Below are 21,033 nucleotides of genomic sequence, written 5' to 3' on the forward strand. Positions count from 1 at the left end.
GATTACCTTTAAATAAAAAAACCGTTTACATGTGCGGTAAACGGTTTTTTTTAAAACTATTGTTTCTGGGTTGGCGGCGCAGGAGGAGGCGGCGGGCCTTGGTTGTTGTTAAAACCACCCGGGCGGTTGTTGTTCACTGCTACAGCATTAGGGTGCGCGGCACCATGATGACAGGTCATACAGGTTACAGCAGCAACCATGGCGTCGGTATGCCCATCGCCTTGTGGAGCTTCTTTTGCCTTGTCATCCTTATCCATTTTGAAGAACTTTTTATTGATCTTCCCGGTCATCTCGTACATTTTGCGCGCCATCAGTTTTTCCGGCTTGGCATCACTTGCCATGTCAGCTTTATTGTCGGCCGTGCGGGCATGGCAAAAGCCACACCTTACACCTAAAGCGTCGCGCCATTCGTCCATCACTTTATCCAAAGCTTCTTTGCTGATATCCTTTGGCAGTACTTTTAAATTTTTGAATTGGGGCTCCTGTGTAGTTGTCGATTGCATCGAAGTCGTCGCGACAAATACAATCGTTGATAACAACGACACAGTAACAATGAGTTTCTTGTGTAATAACATAGATTTGAGTTTCGTTTGTAAGGCTAAAGTAAAAAAATAATTCTTATAACTTTTATACAGTTTGTAACAAAAACGAGATAAAGGTTGCTGCGCGCTGTTTTGCGCTGATTTTTTTTAATAAAACAAAGGCCTAACTAAATTAATTAGCAATTCATTTTTATATATTTGTACCTAAGCGCCTTTCAAAAAATGTATGCGATTGTTGATATAGAAACCACCGGCGGCCATGCCAACGCGCATGGCATTACCGAGCTTGCCATTGTTTTACACGATGGTGAAAAGGTAACCGAACGCTTTGAAACGCTGCTTAACCCCTGTGGCGATATACCCGTATTTATACAGCATCTCACCGGCATTACCAACGAAATGGTGCGCGACGCGCCGATGTTTGCCAATGTAGCCGAACATGTGTACGACCTGCTTAAAGACCGCATTTTTATAGCCCATAACGTCAATTTCGATTATTCGTTTATAAAGCACCACCTGCAAGTTGCCGGTTTCGATCTGCAATGCCGTAAACTGTGCACCGTACGTTTGGGGCGTAAAATATTCCCCGGACTGCCATCATATAGCCTGGGCAAGTTTTGCAGGCAAATGGGCATCGATAACAATGAGCGGCACCGTGCCATGGGTGATGCCTATGCCACCGCGCAATTGTTCAGCATGATGCTGCAAAGTGATAAGGACGGCCATATTGCCCAGTCGTTAAAACAGGGGTCAAAAGAACATTCGTTACCATCAAACTTGCCTAAGCAGCACATCGATACCTTACCCGATGCACCCGGCGTTTACTATTTTCATGATAACAAAGGCAAAATAGTTTATGTTGGCAAAGCAAAAAGCCTTAAAAAACGGGTAAAAAGCCACTTTAACAATAACCGGGCCGACTTGCAAAAGCAGGAGTTTTTAAAAAACATCCATCAGGTAACCCACCAAACGGTGGGTACCGAGCTGATGGCCTTTATTTTGGAAGCCGTTGAAATAAAAAGGTTGTGGCCAAAGTATAACCGCGCGCAAAAACATTACGAATATGCCTACGGCCTTTATAAGTTTGAAGACCAATTGGGTTATACGCGTCTGGCCATCGACCGGTGGACAAAATACTCGGCACCGCTGTACACCTGCAGTTCGCTATCGGAAGGTTATAACCTGCTCAACAAACTGATAGAAACGTTCGACCTTTGCCCCAAGCTCTGCTTCATCCAAAAAAACGACAAGCCCTGCCCGCGCAATGCTACCAAACCCTGTGCCTGCCAGCATACAGAAACAACCTTGCGCTACAACAAACGGGTGAATAAAGCCATTGCTTACCTAAAAGATGCACTACTCACTTTTGCTATACGCGATAAGGGCCGCAGCGACGATGAGAACAGTTATATATTGATAGAGAACGGCGAATTTTATGGCATGGGCTACATCAAACAAAATCTGCTTACCGATGGCCTGCCGTCCATCAAAAGCCACCTGACACAATATCCCGGTAACGGTTATATTAAAAGCATGGTTGCCAACTATGCCGTAAACAATCCGGATGCTAAAATGGAGTGGGCAAGTTAGTTCATGGTTCATGGTGAAAACCATTAAATGGACTTCACATTCTTCTGCTATGAACTATGAACCAAAATTTTTACAATCATCCCTCACAATTCATTTCAAAATCTGTTATCTTCACAAATTGCTTAATTTGTAAGAATGTATAGATATCTATTTTTGTTACTTTTCATCGGTTCAGCATCCTACGCGCAGGATAATAACCCCAATATCAACATTATACCGGCTCCGGTTTCGATAAAAAAAACACAAGGCGTGTTTACCCTGAGCCAGGAAACCATTATACAGGCCGATACCCCAACCAACAAGTGTGTTGCTTTTTTTGCGGCAGCATTGTTAAATAGCTGGAGTTTCCGTCAGGCGATATCTAAAACCGATACCACTGTGGCAACCAATGTTATCCGCTTAACATCCGTTGGTGCCGACGCACTGCCGGAGGAAGGTTACCATATCAGCATCACCCCACAAAAAATCGTGGTTACAGGCAAAGGTGCCGGCTTGTTTTATGGCGTGCAAACGTTAATACAATTGTTGATACCTGCACAACAGTCGGCCTTAGCGAAACTACCTTGTGTTGAAATAGACGATTACCCGAGGTTTGCCTATCGTGGTTTACACCTCGATGTGTCGAGACATTTTTTTTCGGTGGATTTTGTGAAAAAATACATCGACCTGATGGCCAGTTACAAACTCAACACCTTCCACTGGCATTTAACCGACGACCAGGGTTGGCGCATCGAAATAAAAAAATATCCCAAATTAACATTAGTTGGGAGCCAGCGCGACCAAACCTTGCTGGGCAACTTTCACGACAGCGACCCGCAGCAATTTGACAATACCCCTTACGGCGGATATTACACGCAGGACGAGATACGCGATGTCGTGAAATATGCCAGCGAACGTTATATCACCATTGTGCCCGAAATTGAAATGCCGGGGCATAGCGAGGCCGCTATCGCATCGTACCCCGAGTTGAGTTGCGACCCCGGCCAAACCTATAAGCCGGGCGAGGTATGGGGAGGTTACGATAATGTTTACTGCCCTACTGACTATACCTTTGGCTTTATGGAAGATGTGCTGACTGAGGTAATGGCGCTGTTCCCGGGCAAGTATATCCATATCGGTGGCGATGAGGTGTCAAAAACAGCATGGAAGCAATCGGCTTTTTGCCAAAAGCTCATCAAAAAACTGAAACTGAAAGATGAAGAGGGCCTGCAAAGCTACTTTATACAACGCATCGAAAAGTTTGTAAACAGCAAGGGTCGCAGCATTATCGGCTGGGACGAGATATTACAGGGCGGCCTCGCCCCAAACGCGACGGTAATGAGCTGGCGCGGCGAAGCCGGTGGCATAGCTGCGGCGCGCCAGCACCACAACGTAATTATGACGCCTGCCAGTGGTGGATTATATTTTGACCATGCCCAGGGCCGCAGCAACGAGGAACCACTTAGCATTGGCGGCTATGCTCCTTATGTTACAACGTATAATTACAATCCTGTACCGGCGTCGTTAGCGCCCGATCAGCAAAAATATATTTTGGGTGTACAGGCTAACCTTTGGACCGAGTACATTGCCACCGAAAATAAAGTGGAATACATGCTGCTGCCCCGCTTACTGGCGCTTTCGGAAATTGCATGGACACCTTTAGCCAACAAAAACCTGAAAGACTTTGCCGAAACACGCCTACCTGTTCATTTAGGTAAGCTGGACGCTGCAGGGTATGATTACCGGGTAGCTACCCCATTTGGCGTGAAAGATACAATAATGACTGGCAACAAATTTAACTTCGATTTAAAAAGCCCGGTGGCAGGTGCCAAAATTTATTATACCCTTGACGGCTATACCCCGCGCGAAACCGACCTGGAGTACAATACGCCTCTAAATGTAACTGTGCCCAACAACAGTACACGATTGTTGCAAACTATCGTAATAACACCTTCGGGCAAGCGGAGCGTGGTTACCCAAGCGTTAATGTATAACTACCCGCCATTACCTGCAGCAACCTACACCGGAAATACCGGGGGATTGAAATATCAGGTACACTCCGGAATTTTTGCCAATACCGATCAAATTAATAACGGCCCGGTAACAGATACCGGTACAGTGAAAAACTTTGGCACAGCGGCTTACAGAAGTAAAAGCCATACTTTTGGTGTAATTTACACCGGTTTTATTCGGATAGATAACGACGGGAAATACAGCTTTTCAACAAATTCGGGCGATGGTTCAGTTTTACTGATAGACGACCAATTGGTAGTGAACAACGATGGCAAACATAGTTTGTTTGAACAAGGCGGCGATATTGACCTGACCAACGGCTTTCATAAAATTACCATTAAATACTTTTTTGCAGGGGCTTCAAATATTTTAAGGGTGTACATCACCCCGCCGGGTAAGCCCAAAACAGAATTATCACCCGATCTGCTGTTTAATTGAGCCGGATTTTGTAAATTTATATTATGATATCAAAAGCAGTTAATACCGGTTTTTTAGCTTGTTGTTTAGCTGTGCTGGGTGCATGCAGCCATCCCGAACCTCAAAAAAGTGAGAGCCCCGCTCCTGCCGCCCCGTCGAAACCTGCTTTGATGGCGCCGTTCCGTTACCATAAACTGATCGAGAGCTCGCCGGGTGTATATTTTGATGTATTGACCTGGGGCCGTGGTAAAGATTCGATAGGTGGCTATTTAATTTTGCACTCCGACTCGACAGGTAAAAAATACACCACTATAACCGGCGATTTGGAAGGCACGATACAAGATGTTTTTAATACCGACATGAACATGGACGGCAATCCCGAGATACTCATTCTATCGAAAGCAAAGGATACCACCGAGCATTATAATATGTACGCTTACGAATACAAAAACGGCAAAGGCAACAAACTGGATTTTCCAAAACTGAGCGACAAATCGAAAAGTGTTTACCACGGCGGGGATAATTTTTATATAGTGGGCGGCAATTTGGTTCGCGAGTTCCCGGTGTATACGGGTTCCGGAAAAGATGCTAAATCGACAGGAAAGAAAAGGGTACTACAATACGGCATACGCGACAATGTATTTACTGTGAAAGATATAAGCCCTATCGACAGCAGCGCCATCGCCAAAAAAGATACCGTTAAAAAAGTTGTGGTAGCTGCAGCCAAACCAAAAAAAACAACAGCGACAAAACATACCAAAAAGGTACATCACGAAGCAATACAAAAGCGCAAAAAGCATCATCGCGAATAAATCCGGAAGCCATTAATATTAGCCAACAAGCAGATGAAAGGTACAGTAGCGGTAATGGATCTCGGCACCAACACTTTTCACTTATTGATTGCCGAAATAGCAGACGGATATACGCATGAAATTGCCCGCGACTACGAAGCTGTAAAACTGGGCGAAGGTGGCATAAGCAAGGGCTTTATACAGCCTGAACCTTATCGGCGCGGTGTTGAGGCTATGCAAAAATTCGCTGTTCAGATAAAGGCAAACAATGCCGGTACCGTAAAGGCTATTGCCACTTCCATGTTGCGCAATGCCGCCAACGGCGAAGATTTCATCAACGAAGTTAAAACCCTTACGGGAATACAAATAGAATTAATAGATGGCGAAGAAGAGGCGGGCTATATTTATCAGGGAGTAAAGGCATCCGGCTGTTTACCCAATGGCAACTCGCTTATTTTAGATATTGGCGGGGGCAGTGTGGAGTTCATTATTTGCAATGGACAAAGCTTGCTGTGGAAACGAAGTTTTGAAATAGGCGCCGTGCGATTGATGGACAAATTCCATCAAAGCGACCCGATACGCCACGACGCTATTGAAGCTTTGCATCATTACCTCGACGGTATATTAAAACCCCTGTTCGCAGCTGTTCAGAACATCCCAATAGCAAAATTGGTCGGTTCGGCAGGCGCATTCGAAACATTTGCCGAGGTGATTGAATTAGCCAAAGGAAACACCTTTGATGTAAAAAATACCAAAAGCTACGATTTTGAGCTGCGTGATTTTATTGATACCACCAATACCATCATCCGCTCGTTCCATGCAGAGCGGGCGGCTATGAAGGGCATTATCCCCTTAAGGGTGGATATGATTGTGGTGGCATCGTTGCTTACGCGATATGTGATGGAGAAACTGAATATTCATAGTGTTGGTATGACGACTTATTCGTTAAAAGAGGGTGTGATGGTGAGTTTGGCGGAGGGTTAACGCTTTTTTTATTATAAAATTAATTGCAGATATTTGTATATCATGAATTTATTGAACCGCATTAACATCAGTCCCGAAATTTGCCATGGCAAACCATGTGTAAGGAACATGAGGTGGCCGGTGGAAGTAATTATCGATATGCTAAGTTCGGGCATGTCGGCAGATGAGATCGTTGAAGACCATCCTGAGTTGGAAAAAGAAGATATTTTAGCAAGCCTCCAATATGCGAAACTTTCATTGTCGGGTCATTCGCTACAAGATGTTGCCTGATGAAATTTCTTTGTGATGTTCACATTTCATATAAGATCGTCAATCATTTAGTTTCGTTAGGATTCGAGTGCGCTCATGTCAATAATATATTGAACAAGTGGCATACTACGGATAAAGAGATTTGCAATTACGCGGATCAAGGCGACTTTACGATCATCACGAAGGATGCTGATTTTAAAGATAGTTTTCTAATCGGTGGTACCCCGAAAAAGCTTATTAAAATCAATCTCGGTAATATATCCAACATTGCATTAATTGAGATTATCACCTACAATATTGAGGCTATAGTCAAACTGGACAACAATAAAAGTTTCCTTGTGGAAATAGACAAGGTACAGTTAAATTATATTATTCGTTAAAGGAACCGGGTTTGGGGTGGGTTAATTAACGCAACCTCATTAACGCCTGGTACAATTTTTCGGTAGGCAGCCCTACTACATTGGTGTACGAGCCATCGATGCGGATGATGCCGGTGAGGCCTATCCACTCTTGTATACCGTATGAGCCGGCTTTATCCATGGGCTGGTATTTTTCGACATAGAAGCGTATCTCGTCATCGCTCAGCGTGCGGAACAGCACGTCGGATACATCGTGAAACAGGTTGTATTTGTGTTTGTATAAAATGCAAACGCCTGTTATTACCTGGTGTTTGCGGCCCGATAGGGTTTGCAGCATGGCAATGGCATGTTCTGGGCTTTTGGGTTTGCCGAGTATCTGGCCGTCGATGCTTACAATGGTATCGGCTGTGATGACGGCTTCGTCTTCCACCATCTCATCAAAAGCATGGCACTTTTTTTCGGCAATGTGCAGGGCAATTTCGGTAGGTGTTAAACCTTCGGGATACGATTCGTCCACGTCCTTCAGCACCACACGGAAATTGATGTTCATCAATTTTAACAACTCCTGCCTGCGCGGGGACTTGGAGGCTAATATTACCGGCGGTATTGTCATTAGGTCATTGGTCATTATGTCATTGGATGGCGGTCATTCAACTTTCACTAAGCCAACATGCAACAATGACTTAATGACACAATGACCAATGATAGATCTACTGATTATCCCTCCATTCGTACACCCATGCCGATTGTATCTGCTCCAGGTGGCCTTCGGTGCTTTGGTCGCGGGTACCGGCAAAATTGGGCAGGCTAAGTACCCATTCCAACAGGTCGGTAAAGCGGATGCGGTATATTTTCGATTCGTCAAAATCGTCGCCAAACTTTTCGTAAAGGCCCATGGCTATATCTTCGTGGTCGGCCCAGTGTATTGGCAATTCAAATGGTTTCGCTGTCATTTTTTGTGTAGGTTATTGGTTAATGACCCATAAAATGGGACTGGTTGGGTATGGTTACTTCAATGTCGCCATCAATCATAATGCACTGGCAGGCCAAACGCGAGGTGATTTTGGGGCTAATGGCGCGGTCGATAAAGTCTTCTTCCTTATCCGATATTTCCTGTATGCTATCCATACCCTTTGTTACATATACCTGGCAGGTGCTGCAACCGCACACACCACCGCAATTGTGCTGCAGGTCTATTCCGTTCTCGAGGCAAACATCCAATACCGACTCGCCTTCTGCTATCGGCAGTTCGACAGGCTCGTGGTCTTTTTCCTCAAAGTTTATTTTAATGCTAAAAACGTTCATCGGGTGCAAAAGTAACAAAATTACCTATCGGGCTTATAGGCTTTATCCAATTTGATAATACTTTGACTAAGCGTTTGATAAAGTGCCTGTAAGCCATCCTCATATTGCAATAAACCCAAATGCGCTTCCATTGTTTTTTCATCGTTGCGCACTGCAGGGCCAGTTTGCACTTCGGCGGGCAAATTATGCTGCACTTTTAGCGCGGTTTCTAATATTAAAGGGCGCAAAAGGTTAAAATCCAAATCATGCTTGGCCAACAGGCCTTGCGCTATCGCATACAGGTTATTGGGGAAATTACAGGCGAACACTGCCGCTAAGTGCAATATTTTGCGTTGCGCGCTATTTACATCAAAAACACTTAAACTGAGCGTGTGCGCCAGCAAGTTAAGCCCGGTATGCACGTGCTCGTCGCTGCCCTCAATACATAGCGGCACTTTTCTGAAATCAATTTCACGTGTTTTGCTAAAGGTTTGCAGGGGGTAAATTACGCCCGCTGCTTTATTATATTGGCTGATGGCTTTCAGGTCGGTAGCACCTGAGGTATGAACCGTCAATTTTTGATATACGGATAGTTGTTGAGCGAGGCCCTCGATGGCATCATCTTTAACCGAAATGATGAACATATCGGTTTCAGCATCGATATCCTCCAGCCGGTCAATCGCTTCGGCACCAATATGATAGGCCAATAAGGCGGCGTTTGGGTAGGTTGGGCTATATACCTGTACGATATGGTGCCCGGCGTTTTTTAAAGCCGCTCCAAAATGTGTAGCCACATTGCCCGAACCAATAAGTGTGATGCGCATGCTGTTTTTTGCCCCGTGCTTTGAATTGCGCGCGACATGCAAATTTACAACAAATAGTTAAGGATGCTTTTGTGTAAGCGATGCGTACCATCGCCACAATTTTTTCTTATTCAAACATTTATTGTCTAAAAAATTAAGTACTTTCACGCTACGCTTTAGGTAAAGGTTTAAACACCTATCGCGCAATACTTAACTGACTTTATCCAACAATGTACAACAGGCGCAAATTCCTTAAAACTTCGGCTATTGCCACTACATTGATAGCCACAGCAAAGCGCGGTATGGCCTTATCAAAATCAAACCAAATAAGCGGGAATGCAACATTGCCTGTGGTGATATCCACCTGGGATTTTGGCATCGCGGCCAACCAGGAGGCATGGAAAACCCTGTCGGCAGGCGGCCGCTCATTGGATGCGGTAGAAGCCGGTGTTAAAATACCCGAAGCCGACCTAAAGAACCACAGCGTTGGCAAAGCAGGCTTCCCTGACCGCGACGGGCATGTTACCCTTGATGCCTGCATTATGGATGAGCAGGGCAATTGCGGTGCTGTTGCCGGGATGGAATACATTGCCCACCCCATATCTGTTGCCCGCGCGGTGATGGAAAAAACCCCGCACGTTTTATTGGTTGGCGATGGTGCGACACAATTTGCGGTAGAGCAAGGATTTAAAAAGGAAAAGCTATTGACCCCTGAATCAGAGAAGGCATGGAAAGAGTGGTTGAAAAAAGGGGAATATAAGCCTGTAATCAATATCGAAAATAAAAGTTACGACGCGTTACCGGGAAACCAGGGCAACCATGATACCATTGGCATGTTAGCCATTGATGCCAAAGGCAATATCAGCGGAGCATGCACCACCAGCGGCATGGCCTGGAAACTACATGGCCGTGTTGGCGATAGCCCAATTATAGGCGCGGGTTTATTTGTGGATAATGAGGTAGGCGGCGCCACCTCCACAGGGGTTGGCGAAGAAGTGATACGCAACGTAGGCAGTTTTTTGGTTGTCGAGCTGATGCGCCAGGGTTATAGCCCTACCGATGCCTGCAAAGAGGCCGTTAACCGTATCATCAAAAAGAAACCCGAAACAGCAAAAAATATACAGGTAGGCTTTTTGGCCATCAACAAGAAAGGCGAATATGGTGCCTATGCCATACAAAAAGGCTTTAGCTACGCGGTATGTACTGCTGAAAAGCAGGACTTATTGGTTAAAGGGGACAGTCATTATTAATATAGAAGATGATTACGTTAGAAGTTTGCGCAAATTCAATCACGTCGGCATTGGCGGCCCAAAAGGGTGGCGCTGCACGGGTTGAACTATGTGCCAACCTCAACCAGGGCGGCATCACGCCTTCGTACGGCGAGATTGTTTTGGCCAGAAAACTCCTAAAAATACCTTCTTACATCCTCATCAGGCCCCGGCCAGGCGATTTTCTGTATTCCGACGAAGAATATGAAGTAATGAAAGTGGACATCAATGCCGTTATCACAGCAGGTTGCGCCGGTATTGTAGTAGGCATACTGGACCTATATGGTCAGGTTGACAAAGCGCGCTGCAAACCATTGATAGACCTCGCAAAAAATGCCGGATTGGGTGTAACCTTTAACCGGGCATTTGATATGGCAAACAACCAAATACAGGCATTAGAAGATATTATTGAGTTGGGTTGCGACCGGATACTGACCTCGGGCGCTAAAAGCACCGCGATAGAGGGTGCGGGCAACATTGCCCACCTGGTTAAAATTGCCGACAAGAGGATAAAAATTATGCCCAGCGGCGGCATTAACGAATACAATATTGCCAGCTTGGTACATTTTACAGGCGCCAAAGAATTCCATACCTCGGCCAGAAATACGATTGACAGCAAAATGTTCTACCATAACGACCAGATACTGCTGGATAATTCTGGTGAAGAGTACACCATCGACGTTACCGATGCCGAGCGGGTAAAGACTATACTGAAGCTGGCCAATTCGTGAGTTGTTTTTGTCTAACTATAACGGCCTGAATAACCCCCGGATGCTCAATTGCCGCATGGACTCTTTTTCTTTTGAGGCATCAAAAGAAACAAAAATGCTTGTCAGCAAAGAGGCTTCTTTGCGCTCAAGGCCATACCGCGCAAAGCGGAGAAAACCTGGGCTGCAACCTTTTGCCCCGCTTCGCACGCTCATTGCCCCCGCTTCTGCAAAAATTGCTATGTCCTGCCCACGCTCTTGACCACCACGTTTTCTCCGCTTTTGGCCGAAGCTTTTTTGCTGACGGGGGAAACGCAATACTAATATTTTGCTGTGTTATTGCTAATTAACATCAATCTATCAGAGGTCGAATTATTTTCGATTATATTTGTTAATATTCGATGATAAATATGTCATTCATTATAGGATTAATTGGAGAAAGAATCACCGAAATCAATTCAAAAGTATCGGCAATACATCCGTTAATAACTGGAAGTTCGTTAATTGAACACTCTACATCAGTCTGCTTTAATAACTATAGACTTGACATTTATAATCCCGTTAAGTTATTAGGTTTGGATAACAAATTATCAATACACAATTTGACAAATTTGTCAGTTGTTAGTTGCATTGAAAGTGCTGACGAAATCATTATAGAGTTAGAAAATCAAATAAAACTCATCGTAGATATGAGAGATGAAAGTTTTATAGGTCCAGAGGCTCTTTGTTTGCACGGGCCCAATAACCTAATGGTTGTCTGGAACTAACCCGCCAGTTAAAGTGTTAATGCCGGTGCTTCTTTCTCCCACATGTTCAGGTGTCCACACTAATGTTGTTTCAGGGAAGCGTGGACGCTTCTGGCTTTGTTTATGGTTAAGCATTGGAACTTAACGGGTCGGCCTTAAAATCCGAAATTGAAAATTCGAAATTCGAGATCAATCCATCACCACTTGAACGTATACACCCTGTCCTGATCTTTCAGCCATTGGTTAAACACTTCAAGGTTGGTTTCTTTGCCGGTTACGTCGAACTCGAAGCTGGTTTGATGGTCTTGTCTCCATTCTTTAAAATACCGGTTCTTTAGCTTCAGGTCGCTGATTTTGGTTTTAAACTCGGTGGCATCGCAATCACCTTTGTAGGTTACCAAATAGTCGCGGTGCTGAAACCGGTCGTCTATCCAGTTTTGGATGAATTGCAAAGCATACAGTATAAACAAGGAAACACCCAATGATAAGATGGCCAGCCAATACTCCCCTATCCCGATGAGTACACCCAAGGCAGCGGCTATCCAAATGGTGGCGGCGGTTGTGATGCCCGATACGTTATCCCCGTTGCGAAAGATGACCCCCGCGCCTAAAAATCCTACACCGGTGATGATGTTGGCGGCTATGCGGTCGCGGTTATCCATCACGCCCAATTTGTAGGAGCAAATGGTAAAAATGGTAGCGCCAACGCATATCAGCGCCAGTGTACGGAAGCCGGCCGGTTTGCGCCTGATCTCGCGCTCCAAACCCACCATACAGCCGATAACTGCCGATAGTGCAATTTTAAAAACTTCGTCGCCGTAAAGGTTATCTGCGATGCTCAATGATGGAAATTATAAATGGTGAATAAATACAAGTATAAGTAATATCGTGCTAAACAGGAGCGGAAAAATTGCTTTTCCGGATAAAAGGTCGTATATTGTATGGTTTGGAGCGGGAAACTTGAAGGTGGAAGCAGGAAGCGAAAAAGGAATTAAATATTCCCCCTTTCCCCCCTTATGTAAAAGTGAGTCAGGAATCAAGAGTAATATAAAGCGAGAAAATATGGTCAAAAATATCTTACTTTTTCTCCTGAATCAGCTATGTCATTGCGAGGCACGAAGCAATCTCAGCGGCAGGTCACTGAGGTGCATGTCGGTTACCTATCCCTGGGATTGCCGCGCTATCGCTCGCAATGACAAGGTTTTTATTCTTACTTTTTCCCCACTTGTAAAACAGAGGCAAGAATCAAGAGTCAGGAATCAAGACATAAAAGGCGTTTATTTTCTCTTACTTTTTCCCCCATACAAATCCGAAATTGAACATCCGAAATCCAAAATAAAAAAATATTAGATTTGGCTAAACATAAACAACCTCAATGAAACAAACCGACTTAAAACTAATTGCTATTGGTTTAGCATCCGTTTTTACTATTATCAACCTCACCGCCATCGCGCAAAGCCACCCAAAAAACGACCCCGTTTATCAAAACATCGATAAATCGGTTAAGCCCGGCACCAACTTCTTTTTGTATGCCAACGGCACCTGGCTTAAAAATAACCCCATACCACCGGCATACTCGAGCTGGGGAATTGGCAATGTAGTTGGCGAAGATATACGCGACCGCCTGAGGAAAATAAACGAAGACGCTATAAAAGCCAACGCGGCTAAAGGAACCAGCACCCAAAAAATAGGTGATTTTTATTTTACCGGTTTGGATACCGTTACCATCGAAAAGTTAGGCATCAATGCTTTACGCGAACCGCTGGACCGTATCGACAAGATAAACAACGTACAGGATATACTGGACGTAATGGCCTACCTGAACACCATTGGCGTACGCACCTGTACCGGCGCACGCGTTGGTCAGGATGATAAGAATAGCGCCAAAATGATGCTGCAATTGGGCCAGGGCGGCCTTGGCTTGCCTAACCGGGATTACTATTTTAAGACAGATAACCGCACCGCCAAGATACGCACCGATTACAGTACCAAATATGTGCCCACCATGCTCAAGCTTTCGGGATTGAGCGATGAGCAGGCCGCAGCAGCCGCCAAAAGCGCCTTTGCCATTGAGAAAGCATTGGCCGATAGCAGCCGTAAACTGGAAGACCTGCGCGACCCCTATAAAAACTACAACAAACTATCCATCGCCAAATTTGATCAGCTTACTCCAGCGATTAACTGGAGTACGTTTTTTGGCAAGATGGGCATCAACAACGTAGATAGTGTGATTATCGGTCAGCCGGAGTTTTTTGCCGGGGTAAACAAATACCTCAACAGTTTTTCGGTTGCCGATTGGAAAGCTTACCTGCGCTGGAAGCTGATATCGTCATACGCCCCTTATTTGAACGATGCCATCGCGACAGAGAACTTCCGTTTTGCCGGCACCGTATTGAGCGGTCGCAAACAACAACTACCCCGTTGGAAACGGGTGGTAGATACCGAAAATGGCATTATGGGAGAGTTGCTGGGTCAACTGTTTGTAAAGGCGTACTTTCCGCCGGCAGCCAAGCTGCGCTATGTTAAACTGGTGGAAGCCATCAAACAATCGTACCGCGAGCATATTGCCAAGCTGGATTGGATGAGCCCAAAAACCAAAGTAAAGGCCCTGCAAAAGCTGAACGCCATACATGCCAAAGTGGGTTATCCGGATAAATGGAAGGATTTTTCGAACCTGGAGATTACCAAGGAATCGTATGCCGCAAACGTGATGCGGGCAAGGCATTGGAGTTACCTGGAGAACATCCACAAATTGGGCAAACCGGTTGACCACAGCGAGTGGAACATGACGCCGCAGACCTATAATGCCAACTACGAACCATCGAACAACGAAATTACCCTACCCGCGGCGCAGTTTATCATCCCCGGTATTAAAGATGCCGATATTGACGACGCGGTGGTTTATGGTTACTCGGCAGCATCAACCATCGGACACGAAATTACCCATGGTTTTGATGATGAAGGCCGCCAGTACGATGCCAAAGGCAATTTAAAAGGCTGGTGGACTGATGCTGATTCCGTTAAGTTTACCAAACGCGCCCAAATGCTGGTTGACCAGTTTAACGGCTATAAAGTGCTGGACAGCTTGCATGTAAACGGCAAAGCCTGCCTCGGCGAAAACATTGCCGACCTTGGCGGGATAGTTTTAGGTTTGGATGCCTTTAAAAAGACCGCGCAATACAAACAAGGTAAGTTGATAAACGGGCTTACCCCGCTGCAACGCTTCTTTTTGGGATATGCCATCGGATGGCTGGGCCATGAGCGCGACGAAGCTTTGGCACAACAGATAAACACTGACGTGCACGCACCCGGCTTTTTACGTGTAAACGGCCCCTTTACCGATGTGGACGATTTTTACAAGGCCTTCCACATTAAAAAAGGCGACCCGATGTGGTTAGACCCGGATAAAAGGGTTAAGATTTGGTAGGCTCGATTTACAAATGAGTTAATGTGTGTATTTGCAAATAAAAAGCACCCCTGATAATGTATCAGTGGCGCTTTTCAATGAAATTTAGTTTACTGATACAAACTCTTCAAAGTTTCCTTCAATTCCTTGACAGGACCGAGGTCGCTTTTTGAGGACATAAAAATGGCTTTGGCACCTTCGTCATTATTATAAAAGGCTGCATCCGCTTTTTTATCGATGGCCAGGGCCGCGCCGTTAAGGCTGATACCAGCGAACAAACCACGGCTGCGCGAGTAGGAATATACTTCGGCCTCCAGCTTATAATCGGTATTGGCGGTGGAGTTGCGGCCAACAGGTCCCGCTGCTACAGATATATCGCCGCCAAGGGTAAAACTGCCTTTACCGATATTAGTAAGGGTTTCGCGGTTTTTAAAGATGAGCACCAGGTCGATTGATTGAACACCCACCTGAAAACCAAAGCTGCCGCCAGTCATAGTTACAAAAACGGGGTTGCTCCAATGGCCATTGGCATCCTTTACCATGGCAATGCCTTTGCCGCGTTTACCGCCAACAACCAGGCCTGCGTTAATGAGTTTAGGGATAATGATGATGCCTTGGGTATGCTCCAGCAATTCGTGCGGGATGCTCTCGTGCATTTTGCCAAAGTCGGTCAGTACAGACGTGGCATCTTGTATCTTTTCATCCTGTTTGTCTTGTACGGTAGCCGAACTGAGCAGCAATACGGCGCTTGTCAATATAACGGTAAGCGGTTTAAAAAAATTATACGGTCTCATGGTATTAATGGGTTTGTGTAAAACATTCGTTCTTTGACTTATTAACATAAAAGCCGGCATTTTGTGTTGATGTTTGTGATGTTATGGCATCGCTTCAATAGCTATTCTTGCAGGTCGGTTTAAACTATTGCTTTTGGGCATAGTCTATCATGGTATAAAAACAATTTATAAACACTTAATATCATGAAAACTTCACATTTAATGACCGCCATAGCAGTAGTTACTTTAGCATTTACAAGTACCACATATGCCCAAACACATTTTGATAAAACACATCCACGCCGTGCCGAAGTAAATGGCCGTCTGGCAAATCAGGATAAACGTATCCACAACGAAGTGAAGGAAGGCGATATGTCGAAAAGGCAAGCCGCGAACCTGCACCGCGACGACCGTAGCATCCGCAACCAGGAACGCAGGATGGCATCGCACGATGGCGGCCATTTAACTAAAGCAGACCAAGCTCGTTTAAACCACCGCGAAAACAACGTAAGTAAAAAAATAGGACAATAATTATCCCAATATATATATAGAGATGCCCGCCAATTTAATTGGCGGGCTTTTTATTGTGGTTAGAAACCGTCGAAAAAGTCGATGATTGCTCCAAAATAGGCGCTATCCCACCCTTCGGCGATGTCTTGAAAATCGCTGTCTGGTATATTGGTATGCCTTAACTCGGCCGAGGTGCCGTGTTTATCGGCGTGCAGGATGATGGTTACAATAGAGGCTTCTTCCTGGTCGCCAAAATACCATTGCTGTACCACTTTTTTATCAGCCTCAAATTCCAGGTTCTTGCCTAAAATACTGCCATCCCACATCGAAAATTCTGAACCTGGCTCTGTGCTCATTTCGGCTTCCTCCCCCGTCCATAACTGAATGCTGATGGGGTTGGTGATGGCGTTGTAAACTTCGGCCGGTGTAGCCGGAATGATATAATATTTTTTAAGGTCTTTCATTGGGCGTAAAGCTATGGATTGGTATTTAAAGCAAAAATAAACTTCAACAACTATATAAACAGCGAAAGCGTACAAATTAATCTCAAACCAATGTCGCCTATATCATTTAGAACAATAATTAATTAACAATAGCTTTAATTATTATTATTTTTGTTTAAAGTCGGCAATTTGTGTGCTATATTAGCAATATTGGTTGATACCCGGTTGGTTAAAAATTTGATTACGCGATTTTAATGAGAAAGTTAAGTCCGCTTTTTATTGCCGCCATATACATTGCCGTCAGCCTTGTCTGGATATTTTTTAGCGACAAGTTTGTTTTTTTACTGCAAAACAAAGTCGATAACCATACATTCCTTTTAATCAATAGCGGCAAAGGCTTTCTTTTTGTCATCGTTTCCGGTATCTTGATTTACATTTTAACGCTTTACAGCAATCGGCAAATCGTCAAAAACGGCTTCGAGTACCGTTCCATGTACGAAAGCAATCCCAATCCCATGTGGATATACGAAATGGAAACGTTGAAGTTTCTCTCCGTAAATAATGCTGCTATCGACTTTTATGGTTATTCACGGGATGAGTTCCTGCGGATGACCATCAGAGACATACGCCCCTCAGAAGACGTCGCAAAGCTCGAACAATCGGCAAAAAACTATCAGGATTTTCGCAAATCTGGCGTGTGGCGCCACTATAAAAAAGATGGCTCGCTTGTGTATGTCGATATCTCTTCAAACAAAATCAAGATATGGGGCGAGTACGCAGTAATGGTATTGGCCCGCGATTGTACCGAATCGATAACGTATGAAAGGCAACTCTCGCAAATCAACGAAAGTCTGGTGGAAGAAAAGAAAAGGCTCAGCGATATACAGGAGATTACCAAGATAGCCGGTTGGGACCTTTATGTAGCCGATAAAGCGCTTAAACTGTCAGACGAGATGTACGGCATCTTTGGTATTGATGCCAAACTCGACACCGTTGACTATGGATTCCTTTTAAAAATCATTCATGCCGACGATCTCGACAAATTTGTACAGGCCATCAATACAACCATATATTATGGAACCGACTTCGATATCGTCCACAGGCTCTATTTCCGTAACGAAATAAAACATGTAAGGCAACTCGGAAAAATGGAATATCTGGACGGGGCACCCTACAAAATCCGCGGGACGATACAGGACATTACCGAACTAAAATCCATAGAAACGGAAAGGAACAAGGTAACCGACGAGAATAAACGCTTAGGCACCATTGTTACGCGGATAAACAACATGGTGGTTATGTTGAACACCGAAAGCCGTGTAACATGGGTAAATAATGCTTTCGAGAAATTTACCGGTTATACGTTAACAGAAGTTATTGGCCTTAAGCCATCAGAGTTTATGTGGGGCCCGGATACTGATATCGATACGATTCAATATGTGGACGAAGCCGAAAGCATGCTAAAAATGTTCTCCGTCGACCTTATCAACTATACCAAGGCGGGCCACAAATATTGGGTAAATATTGAGTTTACGCCCATGTTCGACGATAATGAAAGCTTTATAGGCTATATAGCTATTCAGAACGATATTACTACCCGAAAAGAAAAAGAAGAGGAAATAACCCGCCAGAACACGGTCCTCAAAGACATCGCATGGCTCAGTTCGCACGAATTGAGAAAGCCTGTGGCATCCATATTAGGCCTCATGTCGCTTATCAGTGATGTTACCGACCCGGCCGAAAAAGACGAGCTTATCCGCATGCTCAATCATTGCGCCATGCAGCTCGACGATATCATCCATCACATCAACAATACCATTGAAGCCGAGGATGGCATCAGGCGGTAAGCTACTTTTTATCCGAATGACCTAAACTCTTGTCCGGCGCCACCACGTCCCGCACCAATTGCTTCAACTCTTTAATTTCGGGGAAATGCCCTGCCCGCTTCCTGTCGAACAATTCTTCGTCATCAACCCTGATAGTATAACGTCCGCTTATCTCACTGGGCTGTAAAAGCACACCATGCAACTCATCACCAAAAGTAGTCAAAAGCTCCTGAGCCATGTACGCCGCCCGAAGCATCCAGCCACATTTGGGGCAATATTCGATAGTGATGGTGGGTTTCATTTAGGCAGAAAGCTAAAAGCGCAAAGCAAAAAACTTTATCTTATTAAATCATTTATTATCAATATGTTAAAAAGCTTTTAGCTTTGTGCTTTCAGCTTCAAGCTCCCTTAGCAATTACAATTCCCGCCCCAAAGTTTCGTCCCGTCGCTAAAATACTCGCATTTCCATATAGGTGCCTCATGCTTTATACGGTGGATGATATATTCATTTGCGGCGTAAGCCTCGCTCCGGTGCGCCGTAGCCGTGATCACGATTACGGCTGTCTCGCCTACGCTGACTTTGCCGGTGCGGTGTTGTGCTACCGCAATATTAAGCGGCCATTTCTTTTTAGCATCGTCAACTATGCTACCGATCATTTTAATGGCCATGCTCTCGTGCGCCTCATACTCCAGGTAGTCGACCGCCATGCCGTTATTATGATTGCGTACCTCGCCGCTAAACAATACCACCGCGCCCGCTTCGGGGTGATGGGCCAGTGCGAATAGCCCCGCAACATCTAATGGCTCGGCCGAAATAGCGGCCACCTCAACCTCCACTGCTTGGGGGGAATATGCAGATTGTATCATTCTTTTCTATTCTAAAATCGTTATCAACAAACTCGTCGTACACCGCAAAACGGCATAGCTGCAAAATACCTTTTGCAGATGGGTTTAACCGAACCAATTCGCTTTGCAGCGATGCAATATCGCCAACCTCAGCACCCAACTCAAACTCCTTATCAAAATAGTCCTTCAAAACCGCGAACACTTGTATCTTCATTCTATTTTAGTTTGAGAAGAACTTTAATCATACCATATGTCTTTCCGGCAAACGTTGCCAGTCTAAAAAAGGTTTGGCGTAACAAATCGTTAAAAAGGGAAAAGTCGCCTCGCTTTATTTTATAGTCAGATTTCAGTCTCCAGTTCATTTTGTATAAAATCAAATCCGAAATCCACCTACCCTCCTATATGCATCATACTCATCTCACTGCCAACAAATTTCACTTCCTGCTTCTGTTGCATTGCCATGCGAAGCTTTTGCTGCAGCTGCTCCTCTGTATCATAATCGTCTAAAAGTATCGCATGGTTGTCGCTCAAACATCCGTGTATATTCCCCTCAGCATCCAGCCTCAAGCGGTTGCAATCTATGCAAAACGGCTCGGTATCATTGGCTATGATGCCGAAAACATGCCCCTCATCGGTTTGCCAGTAATTGGCTGTGGATGATGACTTGCGCTCCAACTTGTTAAAATTATAACGTGTAGCAATAGTATCCAGTATCTCATCCTGCGATAGCAGGTACTGGCCTGCATGCCCAAATAAATGCCCCATGGCCATTACCTCCAAAAACCGGATGCGTATGTTACGGCTAAAGGCATATTCCAGTAAAGGCAATACCTGGTCGTCGTTTTTGCCCTTCATCATCACCGAATTGATTTTCACGTCCAACCCGCAAGCCAAAGCCGTTTCTATCCCTTTCAAAGTACGTTGCAGCTGTTTCCTGCGCGTCATCGCGAAGAACGAATCGCTGTCCATCGCGTCGAGCGAAACATTGATATATTCAAGTCCCGCTTCCTTCAACGCCGGCGCCATCCTGTCCAGCAAAAAGGCGTTCGATGTCATTTTGATATTTCCGATGCCCAAAGCCTTCACCCCTTCAATTACACCGGGCAACTCCCGGTACAACAAAGGCTCTCCGCCGGTAAAGCGGACAGTCTTCAGGTCCAGTTGTTCATGCAACCGGGCGATATGCCCCACAAAAACAGCTGCCGGTGTTTGTGGCTTATGGTCGGCCGTCTCCTCTTCTTCGGTGCCCATGGTACAATAAACGCAGCCCAGGTTACAGGTGCTTAACAAGCTTACCCGCAAGGTTTTAAATTCGCGACCATATTTATCATTCAACTCCATCATCAGCACCAAATATACAACCTAATTATAAACGAATTGAGGCCTCTCATCATTGTTATCTCATTTTCGCACCACCACATTGCCAGGGGGGAAAAAGTAGGAAATATTTAAACCAATATGCACCCGCTACTTCAACCTGCCACTGCTACTAAAACA

At 45.0% G+C, this 21,033-nt stretch carries 24 protein-coding genes; 11 read left to right on the forward strand and 13 right to left on the reverse strand.

All coding sequences use genetic code 11. The features are described 5' to 3' along the window. Positions 1-56: 56 nt before the first annotated feature. On the reverse strand, positions 57-575 hold the full coding sequence (locus QZX97_RS01365) for a c-type cytochrome (RefSeq protein ID WP_295648694.1): 519 nt from the start codon (positions 573-575) through the stop codon (positions 57-59). 189 nt (positions 576-764) lie between these two features. Here QZX97_RS01365 and QZX97_RS01370 point away from each other — a divergent pair, with 189 nt between their 5' ends. From QZX97_RS01370 to QZX97_RS19035, 6 genes are all read left to right on the forward strand, one after another. After that, positions 765-2,132, forward strand: coding sequence for an exonuclease domain-containing protein (locus tag QZX97_RS01370; protein WP_295648696.1), 1,368 nt, complete (start codon positions 765-767; stop codon positions 2,130-2,132). Between the two features lie 135 nt (positions 2,133-2,267). Continuing rightward, positions 2,268-4,562, forward strand: coding sequence for a family 20 glycosylhydrolase (locus tag QZX97_RS01375; protein ID WP_295648698.1), 2,295 nt, complete (start codon positions 2,268-2,270; stop codon positions 4,560-4,562). Positions 4,563-4,585: 23 nt separating this feature from the next. Then, the gene (locus QZX97_RS01380) at positions 4,586-5,353 is read left to right on the forward strand and encodes a hypothetical protein (protein WP_295648702.1); all 768 of its coding nucleotides are present in this window, start codon (positions 4,586-4,588) and stop codon (positions 5,351-5,353) included. 33 nt (positions 5,354-5,386) lie between these two features. Beyond that, positions 5,387-6,316, forward strand: coding sequence for an exopolyphosphatase (locus tag QZX97_RS01385; RefSeq protein WP_295648704.1), 930 nt, complete (start codon positions 5,387-5,389; stop codon positions 6,314-6,316). A gap of 42 nt (positions 6,317-6,358) precedes the next feature. Next, entirely contained in the window at positions 6,359-6,586 is a 228-nt protein-coding gene (locus QZX97_RS01390; RefSeq protein WP_295648707.1) for a DUF433 domain-containing protein, read from the forward strand. Continuing rightward, the gene (locus QZX97_RS19035; protein ID WP_363151697.1) at positions 6,586-6,945 is read left to right on the forward strand and encodes a DUF5615 family PIN-like protein; all 360 of its coding nucleotides are present in this window, start codon (positions 6,586-6,588) and stop codon (positions 6,943-6,945) included. Before QZX97_RS01390 ends, QZX97_RS19035 begins: the two co-directional genes overlap by 1 nt. Positions 6,946-6,970: 25 nt before the next feature. Here the strand turns inward: QZX97_RS19035 and QZX97_RS01395 are convergent, their stop codons facing one another. From QZX97_RS01395 to QZX97_RS01410, 4 genes are all read right to left on the reverse strand, one after another. Then, the gene (locus QZX97_RS01395) at positions 6,971-7,552 is read right to left on the reverse strand and encodes a Maf family nucleotide pyrophosphatase (protein ID WP_295648710.1); all 582 of its coding nucleotides are present in this window, start codon (positions 7,550-7,552) and stop codon (positions 6,971-6,973) included. Positions 7,553-7,634: 82 nt separating this feature from the next. Further along, a complete protein-coding gene (gene iscX, locus QZX97_RS01400; protein WP_295648715.1) occupies positions 7,635-7,877 on the reverse strand; it encodes a Fe-S cluster assembly protein IscX in 243 nt (80 codons plus the stop codon). Positions 7,878-7,896: 19 nt separating this feature from the next. Then, on the reverse strand, positions 7,897-8,229 hold the full coding sequence (locus tag QZX97_RS01405) for a 2Fe-2S iron-sulfur cluster-binding protein (RefSeq protein ID WP_295648718.1): 333 nt from the start codon (positions 8,227-8,229) through the stop codon (positions 7,897-7,899). 20 nt (positions 8,230-8,249) lie between these two features. Further along, positions 8,250-9,032, reverse strand: a complete 783-nt coding sequence (locus QZX97_RS01410) for a Rossmann-like and DUF2520 domain-containing protein (RefSeq protein ID WP_295648721.1) — start codon at positions 9,030-9,032, stop codon at positions 8,250-8,252. Between the two features lie 209 nt (positions 9,033-9,241). On the opposite strand from QZX97_RS01410, the gene QZX97_RS01415 reads away from it, so the two are divergent. Together QZX97_RS01415 and QZX97_RS01420 are read left to right on the forward strand one after the other, a co-directional pair. After that, positions 9,242-10,261: a N(4)-(beta-N-acetylglucosaminyl)-L-asparaginase gene (locus tag QZX97_RS01415; protein WP_295648724.1), complete on the forward strand. Its 1,020-nt coding sequence runs from the start codon at positions 9,242-9,244 to the stop codon at positions 10,259-10,261. Between the two features lie 8 nt (positions 10,262-10,269). After that, complete coding sequence (locus tag QZX97_RS01420; protein WP_295648726.1) at positions 10,270-11,010, forward strand: copper homeostasis protein CutC; 741 nt, start codon at positions 10,270-10,272, stop codon at positions 11,008-11,010. A gap of 15 nt (positions 11,011-11,025) precedes the next feature. Here QZX97_RS01420 and QZX97_RS01425 read toward each other — a convergent pair whose 3' ends face one another. Next, the gene (locus tag QZX97_RS01425; protein WP_295648729.1) at positions 11,026-11,304 is read right to left on the reverse strand and encodes a hypothetical protein; all 279 of its coding nucleotides are present in this window, start codon (positions 11,302-11,304) and stop codon (positions 11,026-11,028) included. Between the two features lie 625 nt (positions 11,305-11,929). Next, a complete protein-coding gene (locus tag QZX97_RS01430; RefSeq protein ID WP_295648731.1) occupies positions 11,930-12,574 on the reverse strand; it encodes an MgtC/SapB family protein in 645 nt (214 codons plus the stop codon). Between the two features lie 533 nt (positions 12,575-13,107). On the opposite strand from QZX97_RS01430, the gene QZX97_RS01435 reads away from it, so the two are divergent. Next, positions 13,108-15,159: a M13 family metallopeptidase gene (locus QZX97_RS01435; RefSeq protein ID WP_295648733.1), complete on the forward strand. Its 2,052-nt coding sequence runs from the start codon at positions 13,108-13,110 to the stop codon at positions 15,157-15,159. 89 nt (positions 15,160-15,248) lie between these two features. Here the strand turns inward: QZX97_RS01435 and QZX97_RS01440 are convergent, their stop codons facing one another. Continuing rightward, positions 15,249-15,932: a lipid-binding SYLF domain-containing protein gene (locus QZX97_RS01440; RefSeq protein ID WP_295648736.1), complete on the reverse strand. Its 684-nt coding sequence runs from the start codon at positions 15,930-15,932 to the stop codon at positions 15,249-15,251. Positions 15,933-16,115: 183 nt separating this feature from the next. Here QZX97_RS01440 and QZX97_RS01445 point away from each other — a divergent pair, with 183 nt between their 5' ends. Beyond that, the gene (locus tag QZX97_RS01445) at positions 16,116-16,442 is read left to right on the forward strand and encodes a hypothetical protein (protein ID WP_295648739.1); all 327 of its coding nucleotides are present in this window, start codon (positions 16,116-16,118) and stop codon (positions 16,440-16,442) included. Positions 16,443-16,501: 59 nt separating this feature from the next. Here QZX97_RS01445 and QZX97_RS01450 read toward each other — a convergent pair whose 3' ends face one another. Continuing rightward, the gene (locus QZX97_RS01450) at positions 16,502-16,885 is read right to left on the reverse strand and encodes an SRPBCC family protein (RefSeq protein ID WP_295648741.1); all 384 of its coding nucleotides are present in this window, start codon (positions 16,883-16,885) and stop codon (positions 16,502-16,504) included. Between the two features lie 233 nt (positions 16,886-17,118). Between QZX97_RS01450 and QZX97_RS01455 the strand changes: the two genes are divergently transcribed. Next, positions 17,119-18,711: a PAS domain S-box protein gene (locus QZX97_RS01455; RefSeq protein ID WP_295648745.1), complete on the forward strand. Its 1,593-nt coding sequence runs from the start codon at positions 17,119-17,121 to the stop codon at positions 18,709-18,711. 1 nt (position 18,712) lies between these two features. Here the strand turns inward: QZX97_RS01455 and QZX97_RS01460 are convergent, their stop codons facing one another. The 4 genes from QZX97_RS01460 to QZX97_RS01475 all read right to left on the reverse strand — a co-directional run bounded on the left by QZX97_RS01460 (position 18,713) and on the right by QZX97_RS01475 (position 20,880). Next, complete coding sequence (locus QZX97_RS01460; protein ID WP_295648748.1) at positions 18,713-18,991, reverse strand: SelT/SelW/SelH family protein; 279 nt, start codon at positions 18,989-18,991, stop codon at positions 18,713-18,715. Positions 18,992-19,098: 107 nt separating this feature from the next. Beyond that, positions 19,099-19,557 (reverse strand): molybdenum cofactor biosynthesis protein MoaE, encoded by a 459-nt coding sequence (locus QZX97_RS01465; RefSeq protein ID WP_295648750.1) that lies wholly within the window; start codon positions 19,555-19,557, stop codon positions 19,099-19,101. Continuing rightward, positions 19,517-19,750: a MoaD/ThiS family protein gene (locus QZX97_RS01470; RefSeq protein WP_295648753.1), complete on the reverse strand. Its 234-nt coding sequence runs from the start codon at positions 19,748-19,750 to the stop codon at positions 19,517-19,519. Before QZX97_RS01470 ends, QZX97_RS01465 begins: the two co-directional genes overlap by 41 nt. Before the next feature lie 176 nt (positions 19,751-19,926). After that, positions 19,927-20,880, reverse strand: a complete 954-nt coding sequence (locus QZX97_RS01475; protein WP_295648755.1) for a GTP 3',8-cyclase MoaA — start codon at positions 20,878-20,880, stop codon at positions 19,927-19,929. Positions 20,881-21,033 lie beyond the last annotated feature (153 nt).

The sequence above is a fragment of the uncultured Mucilaginibacter sp. genome (assembly GCF_903893715.1).
GTDB lineage: Bacteria > Bacteroidota > Bacteroidia > Sphingobacteriales > Sphingobacteriaceae > Mucilaginibacter.

Coding starts and splice junctions, on each gene's coding strand:
- iscX (WP_295648715.1), bottom strand. CDS start 7,877: ATGACAGCGAAACCATTTGAATTGCCAATACACTGGGCCGACCACGAA.
- QZX97_RS01465 (WP_295648750.1), bottom strand. CDS start 19,557: ATGATACAATCTGCATATTCCCCCCAAGCAGTGGAGGTTGAGGTGGCC.
- QZX97_RS01405 (WP_295648718.1), bottom strand. CDS start 8,229: ATGAACGTTTTTAGCATTAAAATAAACTTTGAGGAAAAAGACCACGAG.
- QZX97_RS01370 (WP_295648696.1), top strand. CDS start 765: ATGTATGCGATTGTTGATATAGAAACCACCGGCGGCCATGCCAACGCG.
- QZX97_RS01450 (WP_295648741.1), bottom strand. CDS start 16,885: ATGAAAGACCTTAAAAAATATTATATCATTCCGGCTACACCGGCCGAA.
- QZX97_RS01390 (WP_295648707.1), top strand. CDS start 6,359: ATGAATTTATTGAACCGCATTAACATCAGTCCCGAAATTTGCCATGGC.
- QZX97_RS01445 (WP_295648739.1), top strand. CDS start 16,116: ATGAAAACTTCACATTTAATGACCGCCATAGCAGTAGTTACTTTAGCA.
- QZX97_RS01395 (WP_295648710.1), bottom strand. CDS start 7,552: ATGACCAATGACCTAATGACAATACCGCCGGTAATATTAGCCTCCAAG.
- QZX97_RS01365 (WP_295648694.1), bottom strand. CDS start 575: ATGTTATTACACAAGAAACTCATTGTTACTGTGTCGTTGTTATCAACG.
- QZX97_RS01410 (WP_295648721.1), bottom strand. CDS start 9,032: ATGCGCATCACACTTATTGGTTCGGGCAATGTGGCTACACATTTTGGA.
- QZX97_RS01435 (WP_295648733.1), top strand. CDS start 13,108: ATGAAACAAACCGACTTAAAACTAATTGCTATTGGTTTAGCATCCGTT.
- QZX97_RS01440 (WP_295648736.1), bottom strand. CDS start 15,932: ATGAGACCGTATAATTTTTTTAAACCGCTTACCGTTATATTGACAAGC.
- QZX97_RS01460 (WP_295648748.1), bottom strand. CDS start 18,991: ATGAAACCCACCATCACTATCGAATATTGCCCCAAATGTGGCTGGATG.
- QZX97_RS01385 (WP_295648704.1), top strand. CDS start 5,387: ATGAAAGGTACAGTAGCGGTAATGGATCTCGGCACCAACACTTTTCAC.
- QZX97_RS01380 (WP_295648702.1), top strand. CDS start 4,586: ATGATATCAAAAGCAGTTAATACCGGTTTTTTAGCTTGTTGTTTAGCT.
- QZX97_RS01375 (WP_295648698.1), top strand. CDS start 2,268: ATGTATAGATATCTATTTTTGTTACTTTTCATCGGTTCAGCATCCTAC.
- QZX97_RS01470 (WP_295648753.1), bottom strand. CDS start 19,750: ATGAAGATACAAGTGTTCGCGGTTTTGAAGGACTATTTTGATAAGGAG.
- QZX97_RS01475 (WP_295648755.1), bottom strand. CDS start 20,880: ATGATGGAGTTGAATGATAAATATGGTCGCGAATTTAAAACCTTGCGG.
- QZX97_RS01420 (WP_295648726.1), top strand. CDS start 10,270: ATGATTACGTTAGAAGTTTGCGCAAATTCAATCACGTCGGCATTGGCG.
- QZX97_RS01415 (WP_295648724.1), top strand. CDS start 9,242: ATGTACAACAGGCGCAAATTCCTTAAAACTTCGGCTATTGCCACTACA.
- QZX97_RS19035 (WP_363151697.1), top strand. CDS start 6,586: ATGAAATTTCTTTGTGATGTTCACATTTCATATAAGATCGTCAATCAT.
- QZX97_RS01455 (WP_295648745.1), top strand. CDS start 17,119: ATGAGAAAGTTAAGTCCGCTTTTTATTGCCGCCATATACATTGCCGTC.